Consider the following 14,475-nt stretch of genomic DNA (forward strand, 5'->3'; position numbering starts at 1 on the left):
CAGGGGCTGGGGTGGGACTTGCCGCTACCACTGGAGGAGCGACTGGGGCCGTCACCACCGGCAAGGGAGCGGCGAGAGGCCCAAGGGCAGTATTAACGGTTCCTTTGCGGATATTTAGCTCTAAATCTCCACTTTTTAGGCTAAATTCACTGATATCCGTTGCTGCCAATGTTTTGATCAGTTCTCGAATTTCGTTGTAATCAATAGTCACCGCTCTGAAATCCCCCCGCAAATAAAAAGCAACAAATCCAAATTCGCACCCACCAAACCGTCGATTTTTGGCATCTAGCGGCTAAGTTTTGGGAAACAGGCTCAGAAACACTGGCTTTAGTCCTAAACCCGTCCCTAAGGCCTCATTTCTGGGCTTCTGATCACAATTATTCCCGTCCCAGATAGGAACCATCCCGGGTGTCCACTTTAATCCTTTCACCGATGGAAATAAACAGGGGAACCATCACCTGCGCTCCCGTTTCTACGATCGCCGGTTTCGTGCCACCGGTGGCCGTATCTCCCTTGACTCCCGGATCCGTCTCGGTGATTTCCAAGATTACCGAGGTGGGCAATTCTACCTCTAACACTTGCTCATTCCAAAAGAGAATATTGACTTCCATTCCTTCCTTCAGATACTTGGCTCGCTCGCCCATTTGTGCCGGGGTGAGAGTTGCTTCCTCAAAAGTCTCCATGTCCATGAAGACAAACTGATCGCCTTCTTTGTAGGTGTGCTGCATGGTGCGCTTTTCGATCGTGGCTGAGGGCAAGGTTTCCCCCGCCCGGAACGTCCGTTCTACCACGTTGCCGGTCTGGACATTTTTTAACTTGGTTCGCACGAAGGCCGATCCCTTACCCGGTTTGACGTGCAGGAATTCCACCACCCGCCAGACAGAGCCATCGATCTGGATGGTTGTGCCACTCCGAAAGTCGTTACTCGAAATCATGAAATGCTGTTTAGGCCAAGAAAGATCAACATTCCATTTTACATACTCGCCGTACCGAAAAAAACTTTTTTATGGGAATTTGTCTGAATCGAAGCGCGGTGGACTAACCTAGGGGCGGCAGCTAAAAGTAAGTTAGAATTAATTGACTGACTGACATCTGAGAAGCGATATCAACCATGACGGGTGTGGACTTACAGCAATTATTACTAGAAAAATGGGGTCGTTCCTACGATATCCAGCTACGACGCATCAAAGATAAGGTTCATGTCCAGGTAATGTGGAAATATCTCGAACAAGCTTCTTTTCCCCTCTCCGAGTCTGAATATCTGGAACATCTCAATGCGATCGCCAATTATCTCCACGAATGGGGTGGTGTTAGTCAATTTCAAGCTTTTATCCGCGAAACCCGCGAGCGTCCCCGTCTCGGTAAAGCGGTTAGTCTGCCCCTAGATCTCGGTGAAAGGGCATCGGAATGGCTGATCAGTGATCAGTGATCAGTTGTTAAGTAGTCGTGCAAAATTAATTTCCTAGTAAAGATAGGCACTCATGCAAGAGGCTTCGGCCGTGAGCTCAGCCGAACGGCAAAAGGCAAGAGGGGGTTAGATATGTGTAATTAATTTTGCTTAGGTACTTATAAGAATATTTCGGTGAAAAAGCGCTGATAAAAAGCCTCATCTTCTTGAAATTGTACCTCATACTAAATCCGTTGAGTAACGCACAGAAAACGGGTTTCTCCGAGAAACCCGTTTTCTACTCATGCCTTGGTTTCGGTGATGGGGAGTTGAATTAATTCAAAGAAGATAGAGGGGAATGATTGAAAGAGTTGATAAAAAATCGTGTCAGTTTTCATGATCTTATTTCTTCATCCGCGCTTGTTCTTAAACCGCATCAACGGACTGGTTAAACGATCGCAAAATCGAGACGATCCGATCAGCTTCCTGATTATTAAACATCCCATCTAGCCCTTCGGGATGGTTATCGGTAAAGGGAGGCTCGTAGAGCGCCCCCGGATTCATAATTCCGTTTTTAGTGAGGATATCGATGATATTTTCGATAAAACGGATTTGATTGGCCGAGAAGTTTGTCCCCTGCAAATAACGGGCAAAAGCTTGTTTAGCCGCTTGGCGTGCCGCTACGCGGATCCCTGCGGGATCGAGTCCGACGATTTCCCGGATCAAAAGCTTGAGGCTTTTTGTCTGGCCAAAAACCTCCTCAAAACGCTGACGGCTCTCAATTTCTGCGGCCGAAAATAGCATCTCCTCTAGAGCAGATAAATCCCTGTCCGTTAGGGGGATATTGCGCTTCAGCTTGGCAATTGCCAGGTGATCCTGATGCTGACGGATATAGGCCTCTACTTTCCGGCGATACTGTTCGCGACTAAAACCGGTCTGATGGAGGTCACTGAGCCTTGTCGAAGTGGTGGGAATATCGACAATCTGCACCGCTCCCATCTCATCGACAAAATCGGTGATCACGATCTGCTGCTTTTGGCGATCGATAAACTTGACCAGATCCCGGACACGCACCCGAATCCCCTCCACCATTGACGGCGTTGCTCTGGTCCACCAGTTTTCCGCCTGCACCTCGCGAATAAAGGCCAATTGCACTTTAATCATCGGTATATCGGGTTTAGTCTCCAGTTGACAGAGAATATCGCGCACTTTGTCCCGTAATCGCTCATAACTACGGTCGGCCTTGAGAATGGCTAATTGCAGTTTCACACAGAGAAGATCGAATTCCTTGGCCAGGGAATCCTCATTGGGCAGACTATTGGGTAAACCGGCCAAGGAGTCGGCAATGGTGGCCGCGTCCTCCGGACTCAGGTTGTCCCAACGCTGGCGCTGACTAAAGGTTTCCACCTGCGGCAAGCGACGACGCACGAGGAAATTATCCCGGGGCATGGTGGTGATGTGTTGATGGAGTGCATCGAGCAAACTCGTGTATAGGTCGCCGGATCGATCGACTTTGTAAGTAGAGGACTGCTCTCTTGCCCTAGGTGTCGCGCTTGGCCGGGCGGGAGCGAGGCGCGTTGCCAACTCGAGGCGATGTTTAACTAGGCGACTGGTGAGGCTTTCGGGTATTTTCTCGCTTGTTTCATCGATATCCTGCTCGAAATACTCGAAATTCCCGCAGAGGTCGAAGACCAGAAACTCGGTTTTATGGTTGCCAGGCCCAAACAAATCCTCACAGAGACGGGTCCCGCGCCCGATCATCTGATTGAACTTCACCCGGGAGAATACGGGCTTAAAAAAGACCAAATTGACCACTTCCGGCACATCTACGCCGGTATCGAGCATATCCACCGAGACGGCCAAAATCGGTTCTTTGTTGGCTTCGCTGAAGTCATCGAGCAGACTCTGGGCGTAATTGTCGTGACTGTCAATAATTTTGGCGAAATGGCCTTTGTAGTGGGGATAGTTACTGTTAAAGCGATCGCAGATACATTGGGCGTGTCGGTGATTACGGGCAAAAATAATCGTTTTACCCAATCGATCGCCACTATTGACCTTTAGCCCCCGTTGCATCAATAATTCTAACGCTTGATCCACGGTGTCGATATTGAACAACCAGTCATTAAAGGCAGCTGCGTTAATTGCCTGCGGTAGTTCGCCGCTTTCCTCGTCCCGGAACTTCTCCTCGTAGTCTAGCTGCTCCTGTGGGGTTAGCTCACTGTATTTAACCCCAGTACGCAGAAACTTAAACGGTACAGTAACGCCCTTGGGGGGGACGAGGTGGCCATCCCTAACGGCATCATTTAACTCGTAGGCGAAGGTAGGCACGCCCTGGGGTAGCTGGAAAATGCGGTAGGTGTCCCGGTCTATTTCCGAGCGCGCGGTCACTGAGCTTTGTCGAAGTGGCGTGGCAGTTAGCCCCACCAGCAGGGCATCGAAATAATGGAAGATTTCGCCGTATTTCTGATAAATGGAGCGATGGGCCTCATCGACGATCACTAGGTCAAAATAACCCACCCCAAAGATTCGCCCCTCTGCATCCATGCGATCGATGGCTTTGAGTATGGTTTGATAGGTGGAGAAGATGACGTTAGCCCCGGTCACGTCTTTGCTGCGGGTCAGATCCAGCACGGTAACGCTGGGTAGATGACGCTGAAAGGCTCGATAGGCTTGGGTTAATAGGGCATTGCGATCGGCCAGAAACAGGACTCGGTTTACTCAATTAGCGCTCTTGAGCAGTTCTACCAATGCGATCGCAGTTCGGGTTTTGCCGGTTCCGGTGGCCATAACCAAGAGGGAATTACGGGCGCACTTTTCTTCAAAGGTTTCGGTGATGCGGCGGATGGCCTCTTTCTGGTAGGGACGGCCGACGATATTCTCGTTAATGGCGGTGTCGCTGAGGCGTTTACGGTGGGAACGGCGGAAAATTAGTCGTTCTAGCTCGGTTTTTCGCAGGAAACCGAGGACGGGACGGGGGGGATAGGTGAGATCATCCCAGAGATAGGTTTCATAGCCGTTACTGTAGAAAATAAGGGGGCGTTGGTTGTAGTTTTTTTCTAAGGAGTCGGCGTAGAGTTTGGCCTGATGTTGGCCGCTGTCGGGGCTTTTGCTGCTGCGTTTTGCCTCCACGACGGCGAGGGGTTTGCCGTCGTCACCCCATAGTACATAATCGGCGAAACCGCGTCCGGTATCCCCCGGCTTTTGGATGGGCATCCCCTGCAGCTCGAACTCAGTGACGTTGGCTGCTTTGGTATCCCAGCCGGCTTCTCGGAGTAGTACATCGATCAGGTAGCGGCGGGTATCGGCTTCGTTGTAGTCGTGCTGGTCAGCGATCGCTCGATTTTGGGTGAGGAGGGCATCCCGTTCGGCCCTAGCGGCTGCCAGTTCGGCCTCGGTTTGGCGCTGTTTTGCTTCGGCCAATTGGCGCAGGGCATCGCTTTGGGATAGGCGTTTTTCCAGGTCTTGCAGTTGTTTGGGAGCGGGGGGTGCGGCCGGGGGTATCTTCTGGCGATCAAAGCTAATATCGCCCAATTTTCGCACTTCGACAAAGCTCAGTGACCGCCCATAGTAGCGCACGAGCCAGTAGGTGAGATGAAATAGTTCCTCGATCAGGTGCAGGGAGTCCCGTTCACTGATGGGGCTGGTATGGTGGGCGGCGTTGTTGCCGACTTTGTGGATGGTGCGAATTTTGCCGAAAAGTCCTGGTTTAAGGTTATCTTTAAAGGTTTGCTCGTGGATAAGAGCGCCTAGGCTATTGTCCCGGGGCGGTTGCAGGTAGGGGTCGTTTTCATAGAGCCAGCAGACCATTTGTTCTAGGACAAAACGGGTATAGAAGCAACTAGCCCGGGGGTTACTGAAGACTAATCCCTCCGCTTGGCTGGCATGATCGTAGATTGTCGGGAATTGATCTCGCAGGAAGGAGAAGTTTGAGTCCATATTGCGCTCCCCAGTCTATAACTCTATTATTCCCAAAGTTTTGGCTATCTCTATATTTTACCTGATTATTGTTTAACAGTTATATAAAAAACAGCAAGTTCGGTTATTTTATCTAGGTTTTTCCTTCGTGACAGTGTGAGATGATAGGAATCCTATACCGCACAGAAAACGGGTTTCTCGGAGAAACCCGTTTTCTTCTCATGCAAAAGGCAAAAAGGGGAATAAATAATCAGTTTTTAATAACCAGATTTAGTATTAGTTAATTGTCCAACGGTCTTTTTTAATGGTATTTCCCACAAGATTATGGTAGTAATCCACCGGCTGCCATGGCTACAGTTCCCCCCTAAATGCCCTTTGTAAAAGGGAATTAAAGAGATTTTCGGATTGTTCAAGGGCAGATCGATAATAACTCAATTGCTTCTCAACACCTTGACGGAGCTTGACATATTTTTTTTGTTCTTCTATGGGGGGGGTGAAAATCGTGAATTTTTTCAACTCTCTAAGATTAAGGGTCTTTTGAGCTACCCCTCTTGCTTGTTTATCTGCTTGTTGTCTTGTCCAATCTGATTGCATCATACCCAACAAAAATTCTGGCTCAATACTTCGAGAATCTGGTTTAATATGTGCAATGTGTCGCTGAAAACAAAAACGATTTTTGGTTCTTACCAATGCGGCATTTCCATAACTACCAACCGTTGTATAGAGAATGTCATTGATCTCGATAGGACAACGGGAAGTTAGCTCAAACCATGATTCTTCTGTGATATGCTTGCTTACTTTGAAATCAATTTCACCATTAACAATGTTGCTTACAAATATGAAAGGAATCCCCTCATCTGCCCAATTAGGAGGTTGATGTGTACCGTCAGTCACCCTATTGCAGACATTTTGAAGTTCACATATCTCCCACCCTTTCGGATTAGTAACAGGATCACCGAACATCTCTAGGAAAGTTGATCGCAATAACTCCTCAGTCAACCGAATCGCCTCTTTGCGCTTACGTCGCACCCCATCTGCTTTATCTAAAATCGCCGCAATTCTTCGCTGTTCTTCGAGGGGTGGAAGGGGGAAAAAAGTTCTTTTCAGAAAGCGGAAATGTCGGCTATAGCCGACATCAGGGAGATTCAGCGTATTCAGAAAATAATACGCAAATTTAGGGTCAATATTATTAGCCTCACTCAATACCTTGACACCATCAGCCCCTAAAGCGAATGGTTTGGTGACAAATTTGAATATTTTTGTATGGTCGCCAAACACCACACATGGAAGTCTTATATCGCATACAGCTTGGCGTTCGTTAGTATAACCACCAATCAAGTCTTGCCCCTGATCTATTATGGGAATATCTCCGCTTTCTAAATAATCTCCTTTTGGAATTTTGGTTTGTCCCCCTGTCATATCTTTAAAAGCTTTAGTAAATGGAATTACCTCCCAGTGTTTTGGAAAGCGCTTGTACTCTCCAGATAATAAATCTCTATTCATCCCAACATCTCCTTTAATGCGTGTAAAACCTTAACAATCTTATTTTCAAACATAAATCAAACATCCTTTCGGTGGACTAAAACGGTGGGTTACGACGGATTGTTAGATTGACTTTAACGCCTAGATTGTTGCCGTCTAACCCACCCTACCAATGCACTGTACAGAATATACATATTTTCATCGAGAATATGCAATAAAAACTCACGAACCGAACGGGACATATTCCACCTCATCGAGAATTCGTTGTCCAAAAAAAGGACTCAGTGACTCAGGTGTAACCAGATCTACACTCCGACCAAACAAGTCCTCCAAAAAGAAACATAAATCCATAAAATTATTAAACGTCTTCATCCCGGGTTGAAACACCACCAAAATATCCACATCGCTCTTCTCTGTCGTCTGCTCTGTCCGAAAAGATCCAAACAAACCACAGCGACTAACTCCCAATCGCCGTAATTCCCCTTGATTTTGCTCTAGCAGACTAATTACCTGTTGCTTTGTCGTTACAGTCATCACATCCCCTCTAAATGCCGACAAATCTTATTTCTCAGCATAAATCAAATATCCTTTCGGTTGACTAAAACGGTGGGTTACGACGGATTGTTAGATTGACTTTAACGCCTAGATTGTTGCCGTTTAACCCACCCTACCATGAACTCTTCTCCCCCCTTTTTAAGGGGGGTTGGGGGGGATCGGATGGCAGTGTGGCAAGCAAATCTAAGCGCGCTGCTTCCGGTGTCCCCGGAGGTACTTCCAGAAGCGACTCAATCTCCAGTAAAGCCGCCTCATACTCGGATTCGGTTTTGATAGGATGTAGGTCTAATGGCTGTAGATTTTTCATCGCCTAATCTCCTAACATTTCCTCTAATGCGTCTAAATCCTGACGAATATCAGCCTCTAAAGCCCGTAACTTCTGTAAAATCACCTTCGGCGGTTCATAGCTCACTTCCTCGTACTCTATCTCCTTATAACGGTTAATTGATAGATCATAAGCATTGGCCTGAATCTCCTCGCGAGGCACAAAAAACGCCTTTGCTTTGCGGTTACTATCCTTAGCGGAGTCGCGTTGCTGCCAACAGCGTAGCAAGTCCGGGATATCATTATCGGCAATCGGTTGGCGCTTATCATCGAGAGAAAAACCATCCGCCATCATGTCATAAAACCAAACGAAGTCAGTCCCCTTTTCCCTTACCCCCAGCTTCGTAAAGATGAGGATCGCGGTAGATACCCCCGCGTAAGGTTTAAACACCCCCGACGGCATCGATATCACCCCCTCTAGCTTATGTTCTTCCACCAAGATGGTGCGGATGTCCTTATGGGCCTTCGACGAGCCAAATAGCACCCCATCCGGCACAATTACCGCGCCTTTTCCCCCCGTCTTCAGCAACCGCAAAAACAGGGCCATGAATAATAACTCGGTTTTAGTCGTGTCGATGATTTTCGATAAATCCTTGGCAATAGTGGACTTCTCCAGCGAACCCTTAAACGGTGGATTAGCCAGAATCATCGTAAAACTATCCTCTACCCCGGCGTGATCCTCCGATAGGGAATCCCGGGCCTCGATAATCGGCTGCTCGATACCGTGTAACATCAGGTTCATACTGCCAATGCGTAACATCGTCGCATCGAAATCAAAACCGTGGAACATTTGGTTATTGAAATGCTCTAGGTTGCCGCGTTCATGGAGCAAACGTCCCCCCTCACTGTCCTTTAACTCCCGCACATACTCGGCAGCAGCTACTAAAAAGCCTCCTGTGCCACAGGCCGGATCACAGATAACCTCCCGGGGTCCCGGCGCTAATAACTCCACCATCATTTTGATAATATGGCGCGGCGTGCGAAACTGTCCGTTAGTCCCGGCTGTACTCAGTTTCGAGAGCATATACTCGTAAAGGTCTCCCTTGGTGTCCCGATCCTCCATGGGGATTTTTTCAATTTGCTCGATTACTGTCCCCAGCAGTGCCGGAGACGCGATGAGAAATACCGCGTCCTTCATGTGTTTAGCGTAGGTGCTACCCTTGGACAATTGCCCCAGATCTTTGATAAAGGGAAACGCTTCATCCCGGACAATCTGGAGCATTGTCTCGGCATCATCGATATTTTTGAAGTGGGACCAACGGATATGCTGTTGGCTGGGGGAAAAGGTGGGATTTTCGAGGTTTTCGCCTAATCGTTGGGACCTACGCTCCTTAGCTAGTTCTAGGTCATCTAGGCGCTTGATAAAGAGTAAATAGGAAATCTGCTCGATTACCGAAAGCGGGTTACTAATGCCGTTATTCCAGAAGGTTGTCCAAAGTTTATCTATTTTGGATTTTAATTCGCCGGTGATCATTGCTGTTTATTTGTTCACTGCTTTTAATATTGCAGTAATATTGTATAAAAATCGGGTGTTCTTGGGTTTTCTGGGTAAAATATATTCTAAAACCGGCGAGGGGGTGGAATGAACCACAAAGACACAAAGGACACAAAGATTGATCGCTTCTATATAAGTTAAAATTATCGAACAATTATGAAAGGAATTAACTTTGTGATTAATGAAAAAGGGGAAAAGAAAGCTGTTCTCATTGACTTAGAAGAATGGGGAGAGCTTTGGGAAGACTTTTCTGATATTTTAATCTCTCGTAGTCGAGAAAATGAATCAGAAATTTCTTGGGATGAATTAAAACAAGAATTAGAAACAGAAAATACATTCGATGAGTAATTATCAAATTCGATTGAAAACCTCTGCGGCTAAAGAATTTAAAAAATTACCTTCTTCGATTAGGCAACGGGTGAGTGACAGTCTTGAGAAATTACAGCAAGATCCCCGTCCCTCTGGTGTTGTAAAACTAAAAGGAGAAGATAAAATGTATCGGCTTCGTGTTGGTGATTACCGCATTGTTTACACTATAGAGGATAATGATAAAATAATAAAGGTTAGTAGAATCAGACACCGACAAGATGTTTATCAAGAATAAAAAATTAAAATGTCCATGTAAGCTAGGACGCATTTTAACCGCCTATCCTTAGATTAGCTGAATCTCACCCAACCGAACCTTATTCCACCGTGACACTTTTGGCTAAATTGCGCGGCTGATCCACGTCTAAACCACGACGGTAGGCGATATGATAGGAGAGCAATTGTAGGGGAACTACTGTTAAAATTGGCGATAATAATTCCTCAATTTCCGGCACATACAACAAATCATTAAAGACTTTTGGCGCTTCCGTATCGTTGTCAGCAACTACTCCCAATAACCGCGCATCCCTTGCTTTTGCTTCCTGTGCATTGGAGAGAACTTTATCATAAACTATCCCCGGCATCGCAATCGCTACTACGGGAACCTTTGCATCTAAAAGCGCGATTGGTCCGTGTTTCATTTCTCCGGCTGGATAGCCTTCCGCATGAATATAACTGATTTCTTTGAGTTTTAAGGCCCCTTCTAAGGCAATGGGGAAATTAATCCCCCGTCCCAAGAAAATAAAGTCCTGGGTGTCATTAAATTCATGGGCCAATTCTTCGATCGCTTTTTCCTGTTTTTCTAGGACAGTCTCGATCAATCTTGGCAGCGATCGCATTTGATTAATAATTTCCTCGATTCTCTCTAAGGACAAAGTTTGACGACGATAGGATAAATCCAAAGCTAAGAGATAAAAACCCAATAACTGGGCGGTAAAACTCTTAGTTGCCGCCACCCCGATTTCGATCCCCGCCTGGGTATTAATAATCTGATCGACCATTTGTGCTAGGGTACTTTCGGGGCGATTAGTAATACCGATAATCCGGGCCTGATATTTTTTTTCTAACCCTAAACGACGCTGTTTTTCCGTTTCCAACGCCGCTAAAGTGTCGGCTGTTTCCCCCGATTGCGTCACCCCGATGGTTAAAGTATTGGGCATCAGGGGGGTGGGTGCATAGCGAAATTCCGAGGCGTACTGTACCCTTGTGGGAATACCTGCCAACTGCTCAATCAAGTATTTACCCACTAAACTAGCGTGCCAACTGGTCCCACAGGCTAAAATCTGAATATGTTCTAAATTTTCGTAAATTTCCTCAGAAAAATTAAGATTTATCGGGTTGACATTATCCCCATTTTGTGCTGTCCAATGGGGATGCAGATAGGTCCCTAAACAGTCGCGCACCACTCCTGGTTGTTCGTGGATTTCCTTGAGCATGAAGTGACGATAGCCCTGTTTTTCTACGTTGGTCGGACTCCAATCGAGGACTCTGGGGCTTTTACGGACTCTTTTCCCCTCAAAATTATAAATTTCTACTCCCAAGGGTGTTAACCGAGCGATTTCGCCATTATCCAAGGACAGCACTGCCCGGGTATGGGGAACCAAAGCACTAACATCGGAGGCACAGAAAAACTCCCCTTGACCAAAACCGATGATTAAAGGGGCGTGTTGCCGCACCACAATCAATTCATCGGGATAATCGGGACTAATCACCCCTAGGGCAAAAGCACCCTCTAAACGCTCAATTGCCCTTAAAACTGCCTTGAGGAAAGGACTCACCCCCAAGTCTTCTTCATCGCTAGGTTTGGGTAGATAACTGGCGATTAGATGGGGAATAACTTCTGTGTCGGTTTCCGAGTCAAATATACAGCCTTTTTCCTTTAATTCTGTTCTTAATGCCTGAAAATTTTCGACAATGCCATTCTGTACCACTGCCACCCGTTGACTGTTATCGGTGTGGGGATGGGCATTACTTTCCACGGGTTTGCCGTGGGTTGCCCAACGGGTGTGACCGATGCCAATTTGGGAGGGATTAACTTCCTGTTCTAATTTTTCCCGCAGATTGTAGAGTTTTCCCTGGGCGCGGACTCGATGTAATTCACCTTCGAGAATTGTGGCAATCCCTGCCGAATCATAACCCCGATATTCTAAACGTTCCAATCCAGCTAGGAGAATATCGATCGCTGTTTGGGTTCCGATATAGCCAACAATTCCGCACATTCTTTCGCTGACCCCATTTAGGCTAAGTCCGATCTATTCTATCGCAAGCGTGGCGCTTATTTGCTTAGAGGCTCAAGACGCAGGGGTAAGGGTAAAGTTTCCCCTATAGGAGATTGGGGTGTGGGGAGAATAAATAAAAGCAATATAGATCACTCAGCAGCACACTTTGTTCTTTTTGTCAAAAAAACTTTCTCTTTGCAACAAAACTACACAATTGATTGATCAACGGGTTAGGTTTTAAAAGGCTCTTTAACCGTCATTTATTGCTGTTGCTGAATAGGTGAGTATAGATTTAGCAAGGGGTTTCAGGATCAGCAGACAGCTAAAAACCCAAAAAAGCACAAATAACCACATCATTTCATACTGTGAAATTATACTATAATCGCTGGAAGTATTGCAACCTCGTAAACAAATGAGAATTATTTTCAATAAATTCTTAAGAAAAAATAAATATTGCGAAATGTAAATTTAAATATTCTCAACTATTAACGGCTGTTTGATATAAAAAACTTATAAAAAGTGGTAATTTTTACTGACTGATAACTGATTACTGATCACTGATAACTGATAACTGATTACTGATCACTGATTACTGATCACTGATCACTGACTGAGGGAAACTTTAAACAGGAGTGACAACTGCTGTTAAAGCCGCCGTAACCGCGTCCATCGGTTGATTACCGTCGATATGGTTAAGAGTCCCTTTTTGACCGTAATAATCTAAAACGGGGGCAGTTTGGTCGATATAAACCTGTAGGCGACGGGCGATCGTTTCTTGAGTATCATCTTGACGACCCCGTTGCATAAGACGCTCAATTAAGACCGTATCTGGTACAGCCAAATTAACCACAAATGTATAACTATCGGCCAATTCTTCTAGTAATGCGTCTAAAAAGCTCGCCTGTGCCACCGTGCGGGGAAAACCATCAAGAATCCAACCCTTAGCACTGTCAGGCTGTTTTAAACGTTCCTGAATTAAACCTAATAACAACTCATCGGGGACTAATTCGCCCTTTTCCACATAAGCTTGTGCTTGCTGACCAAGTTCTGTCTTCTCTGTAATTGCTTGACGTAAAATTTCACCGGTAGAAATATGGGGAATCGTCAGAGATTCCGCTAATTTTGCCGCTTGGGTCCCTTTTCCCGATCCGGGCGGTCCCAAAAATATCACACCGATCCGTTTGCTCATGGGATTAAATATAGGGTTTTAAGGGAAAAAATAACCAGTAACCGCTAAAAGGTCACTGGCTGACTATCTAACTACTGTTTAATCATGCCCTCATAACGTTGAGAGATGACATAGGTTTGAATTTGTTTCGCCGTATCGATCGCCACCCCCACCAGAATTAACAGGGAAGTTGCCCCCAAACCGCGAAAAGTGGTGACACCAGTGGCGCTTTCTACCAAAGTCGGAATCGTAGCCACCAAACTTAAAAAGAGAGCGCCCAAAAGGGTGAGACGATTCAGCACCCCTTCCAGATAATTAGTAGTAGCTGTCCCCGGACGAATCCCCGGAATACTGGTGCCCATTTTTTTCAGGTTTTGGGACATATCCTTGGGGTTAACGATCAGGGAAGCGTAGAAGAAACTAAAACCAAGAATTAGTAAGCTATAAAAAGCCACATAACCCCAACTATCGGGACGCAGGGCATTAACCAACTGGACTAAAACCTGACCGACTGGGTTATCCGTGGGTAAAGCTTGCACCAATTGGAAAGGTAAGACCAACACTGCGGAGGCGAAAATAATCGGCATCACGCCCCCTTGATTGAGTCGTAGGGGTAGATAACTGGTTCTTTCCCGATAGAGACGACGACCCACCTGACGACGGGCAGAAACAATAGGAATCCGACGGGTTCCCTCCTGAACAAAAACAATGCCGATAATCATCACCAAGAAAACCAGCAAGAGAATCACCACTTGAGCGATCGCTTGTCGGCCACCCTGTTGAGCAAAAGTAATCGTATCACCGAGGGTTTTCGGCAAAACGGCGACAATGTTGACAAAAATCAGCAAAGATGCCCCATTTCCCAGACCGCGTTCCGTAATCAGTTCCGAAATCCACATCACGAACATAGAACCGGCTACTAAAGCGAGAACCGTAGCGGCGATCGAGGGTAAAGTTCCGGCCACAACGCCGTTAGCCACCAATAAACCGAGAGTAATACCAATACTTTGAATAATTGCCCAACCAAAGGCAATATAACGGGTAATTTGGGCAATTTTTCGCCGTCCTGCCTCTCCTTCATTTTTCTGTAAATCTTCCAAAGAAGGAAGGGCAGCGGTGAGCAGTTGCACGATAATTGAGGCGTTGATATAGGGAAGAATGCCGAGGGCAAAAATCCCCAACGTCGATAATCCTCCCCCGGTAAACAGGTCAAGGATTCCCAAAGCGGCGTTACCTTGAATAATTTCTGCTAATCTTGCCCGATCCAAACCGGGTATCGGTACAAACATCCCAAAACGGAGCAGAATCAGTAAACCCAATGTAATCAACAAGCGACCGCGTAAACCGGCCGCTTGCGCCATTTGCATAAACGTTTCCTGTGCCGTGGGAGCCTTATCACGACTGACGACCATTAACAGTTACCTCTAGTGCAGTTTTTTTATGGGAAAAAGTAATCGAGGGGGAAAACTTTCTCGATTTTTTTAAGATTTCCCCTGTGTTTCTTATGATATATCAATCCGGTCTTGGGGATTGGGTGTTAGGGTGTGGGGAGTAGGGTGTGGGG

Annotated in this window: 12 protein-coding genes and 3 pseudogenes; 3 read left to right on the forward strand and 12 right to left on the reverse strand. The window is 46.4% G+C overall.

Going from position 1 to position 14,475, the window contains the following annotated elements:
- Both IQ234_RS15525 and efp read right to left on the reverse strand, forming a co-directional pair.
- Positions 1–211, reverse strand: a pseudogene (locus IQ234_RS15525) (acetyl-CoA carboxylase, biotin carboxyl carrier protein); the annotation flags it as partial.
- Between the two features lie 166 nt (positions 212–377).
- A complete protein-coding gene (gene efp, locus IQ234_RS15530) occupies positions 378–935 on the reverse strand; it encodes an elongation factor P (protein ID WP_193957741.1) in 558 nt (185 codons plus the stop codon).
- Between the two features lie 176 nt (positions 936–1,111).
- On the opposite strand from efp, the gene IQ234_RS15535 reads away from it, so the two are divergent.
- Entirely contained in the window at positions 1,112–1,429 is a 318-nt protein-coding gene (locus tag IQ234_RS15535) for a DUF3067 family protein (RefSeq protein WP_002732720.1), read from the forward strand.
- Positions 1,430–1,569: 140 nt separating this feature from the next.
- Here the strand turns inward: IQ234_RS15535 and IQ234_RS22000 are convergent.
- From IQ234_RS22000 to IQ234_RS15565, 7 genes and pseudogenes are all read right to left on the reverse strand, one after another.
- Positions 1,570–1,632: pseudogene (locus IQ234_RS22000) on the reverse strand (DUF2887 domain-containing protein); the annotation flags it as partial.
- A gap of 57 nt (positions 1,633–1,689) precedes the next feature.
- On the reverse strand, positions 1,690–1,785 hold the full coding sequence (locus tag IQ234_RS22005) for a DUF2887 domain-containing protein (protein WP_416209684.1): 96 nt from the start codon (positions 1,783–1,785) through the stop codon (positions 1,690–1,692).
- A gap of 28 nt (positions 1,786–1,813) precedes the next feature.
- A pseudogene (locus IQ234_RS21835) lies at positions 1,814–5,323 on the reverse strand (DEAD/DEAH box helicase family protein).
- A gap of 330 nt (positions 5,324–5,653) precedes the next feature.
- Entirely contained in the window at positions 5,654–6,805 is a 1,152-nt protein-coding gene (locus IQ234_RS15550; RefSeq protein ID WP_228008576.1) for a restriction endonuclease subunit S, read from the reverse strand.
- Between the two features lie 201 nt (positions 6,806–7,006).
- Complete coding sequence (locus IQ234_RS15555; RefSeq protein WP_002731863.1) at positions 7,007–7,318, reverse strand: nucleotidyltransferase family protein; 312 nt, start codon at positions 7,316–7,318, stop codon at positions 7,007–7,009.
- Positions 7,319–7,451: 133 nt separating this feature from the next.
- Positions 7,452–7,646, reverse strand: a complete 195-nt coding sequence (locus IQ234_RS15560) for a hypothetical protein (protein WP_193957742.1) — start codon at positions 7,644–7,646, stop codon at positions 7,452–7,454.
- 3 nt (positions 7,647–7,649) lie between these two features.
- Positions 7,650–9,137 carry a type I restriction-modification system subunit M gene (locus IQ234_RS15565; protein WP_193957743.1) on the reverse strand — a complete coding sequence of 496 codons (1,488 nt, stop codon included), beginning with the start codon at positions 9,135–9,137 and terminating at the stop codon, positions 7,650–7,652.
- A 177-nt stretch (positions 9,138–9,314) separates the two neighbouring features.
- On the opposite strand from IQ234_RS15565, the gene IQ234_RS15570 reads away from it, so the two are divergent.
- Together IQ234_RS15570 and IQ234_RS15575 are read left to right on the forward strand one after the other, a co-directional pair.
- On the forward strand, positions 9,315–9,506 hold the full coding sequence (locus IQ234_RS15570) for a hypothetical protein (protein ID WP_151695083.1): 192 nt from the start codon (positions 9,315–9,317) through the stop codon (positions 9,504–9,506).
- Positions 9,499–9,762, forward strand: coding sequence for a type II toxin-antitoxin system RelE family toxin (locus IQ234_RS15575; RefSeq protein ID WP_193957744.1), 264 nt, complete (start codon positions 9,499–9,501; stop codon positions 9,760–9,762). Before IQ234_RS15570 ends, IQ234_RS15575 begins: the two co-directional genes overlap by 8 nt.
- 79 nt (positions 9,763–9,841) lie before the next feature.
- Here the strand turns inward: IQ234_RS15575 and glmS are convergent, their stop codons facing one another.
- The 3 genes from glmS to secY form a co-directional block, all read right to left on the reverse strand.
- Positions 9,842–11,743 carry a glutamine--fructose-6-phosphate transaminase (isomerizing) gene (gene glmS, locus IQ234_RS15580; RefSeq protein WP_193957745.1) on the reverse strand — a complete coding sequence of 634 codons (1,902 nt, stop codon included), beginning with the start codon at positions 11,741–11,743 and terminating at the stop codon, positions 9,842–9,844.
- A 622-nt stretch (positions 11,744–12,365) separates the two neighbouring features.
- Positions 12,366–12,932 carry an adenylate kinase gene (locus IQ234_RS15585; RefSeq protein WP_108937286.1) on the reverse strand — a complete coding sequence of 189 codons (567 nt, stop codon included), beginning with the start codon at positions 12,930–12,932 and terminating at the stop codon, positions 12,366–12,368.
- A gap of 71 nt (positions 12,933–13,003) precedes the next feature.
- Positions 13,004–14,323, reverse strand: coding sequence for a preprotein translocase subunit SecY (secY, locus tag IQ234_RS15590; protein ID WP_193957746.1), 1,320 nt, complete (start codon positions 14,321–14,323; stop codon positions 13,004–13,006).
- Positions 14,324–14,475 lie beyond the last annotated feature (152 nt).

Source organism: Microcystis aeruginosa LEGE 91341 (assembly GCF_015206885.1).
Classification (GTDB): domain Bacteria; phylum Cyanobacteriota; class Cyanobacteriia; order Cyanobacteriales; family Microcystaceae; genus Microcystis; species Microcystis aeruginosa_H.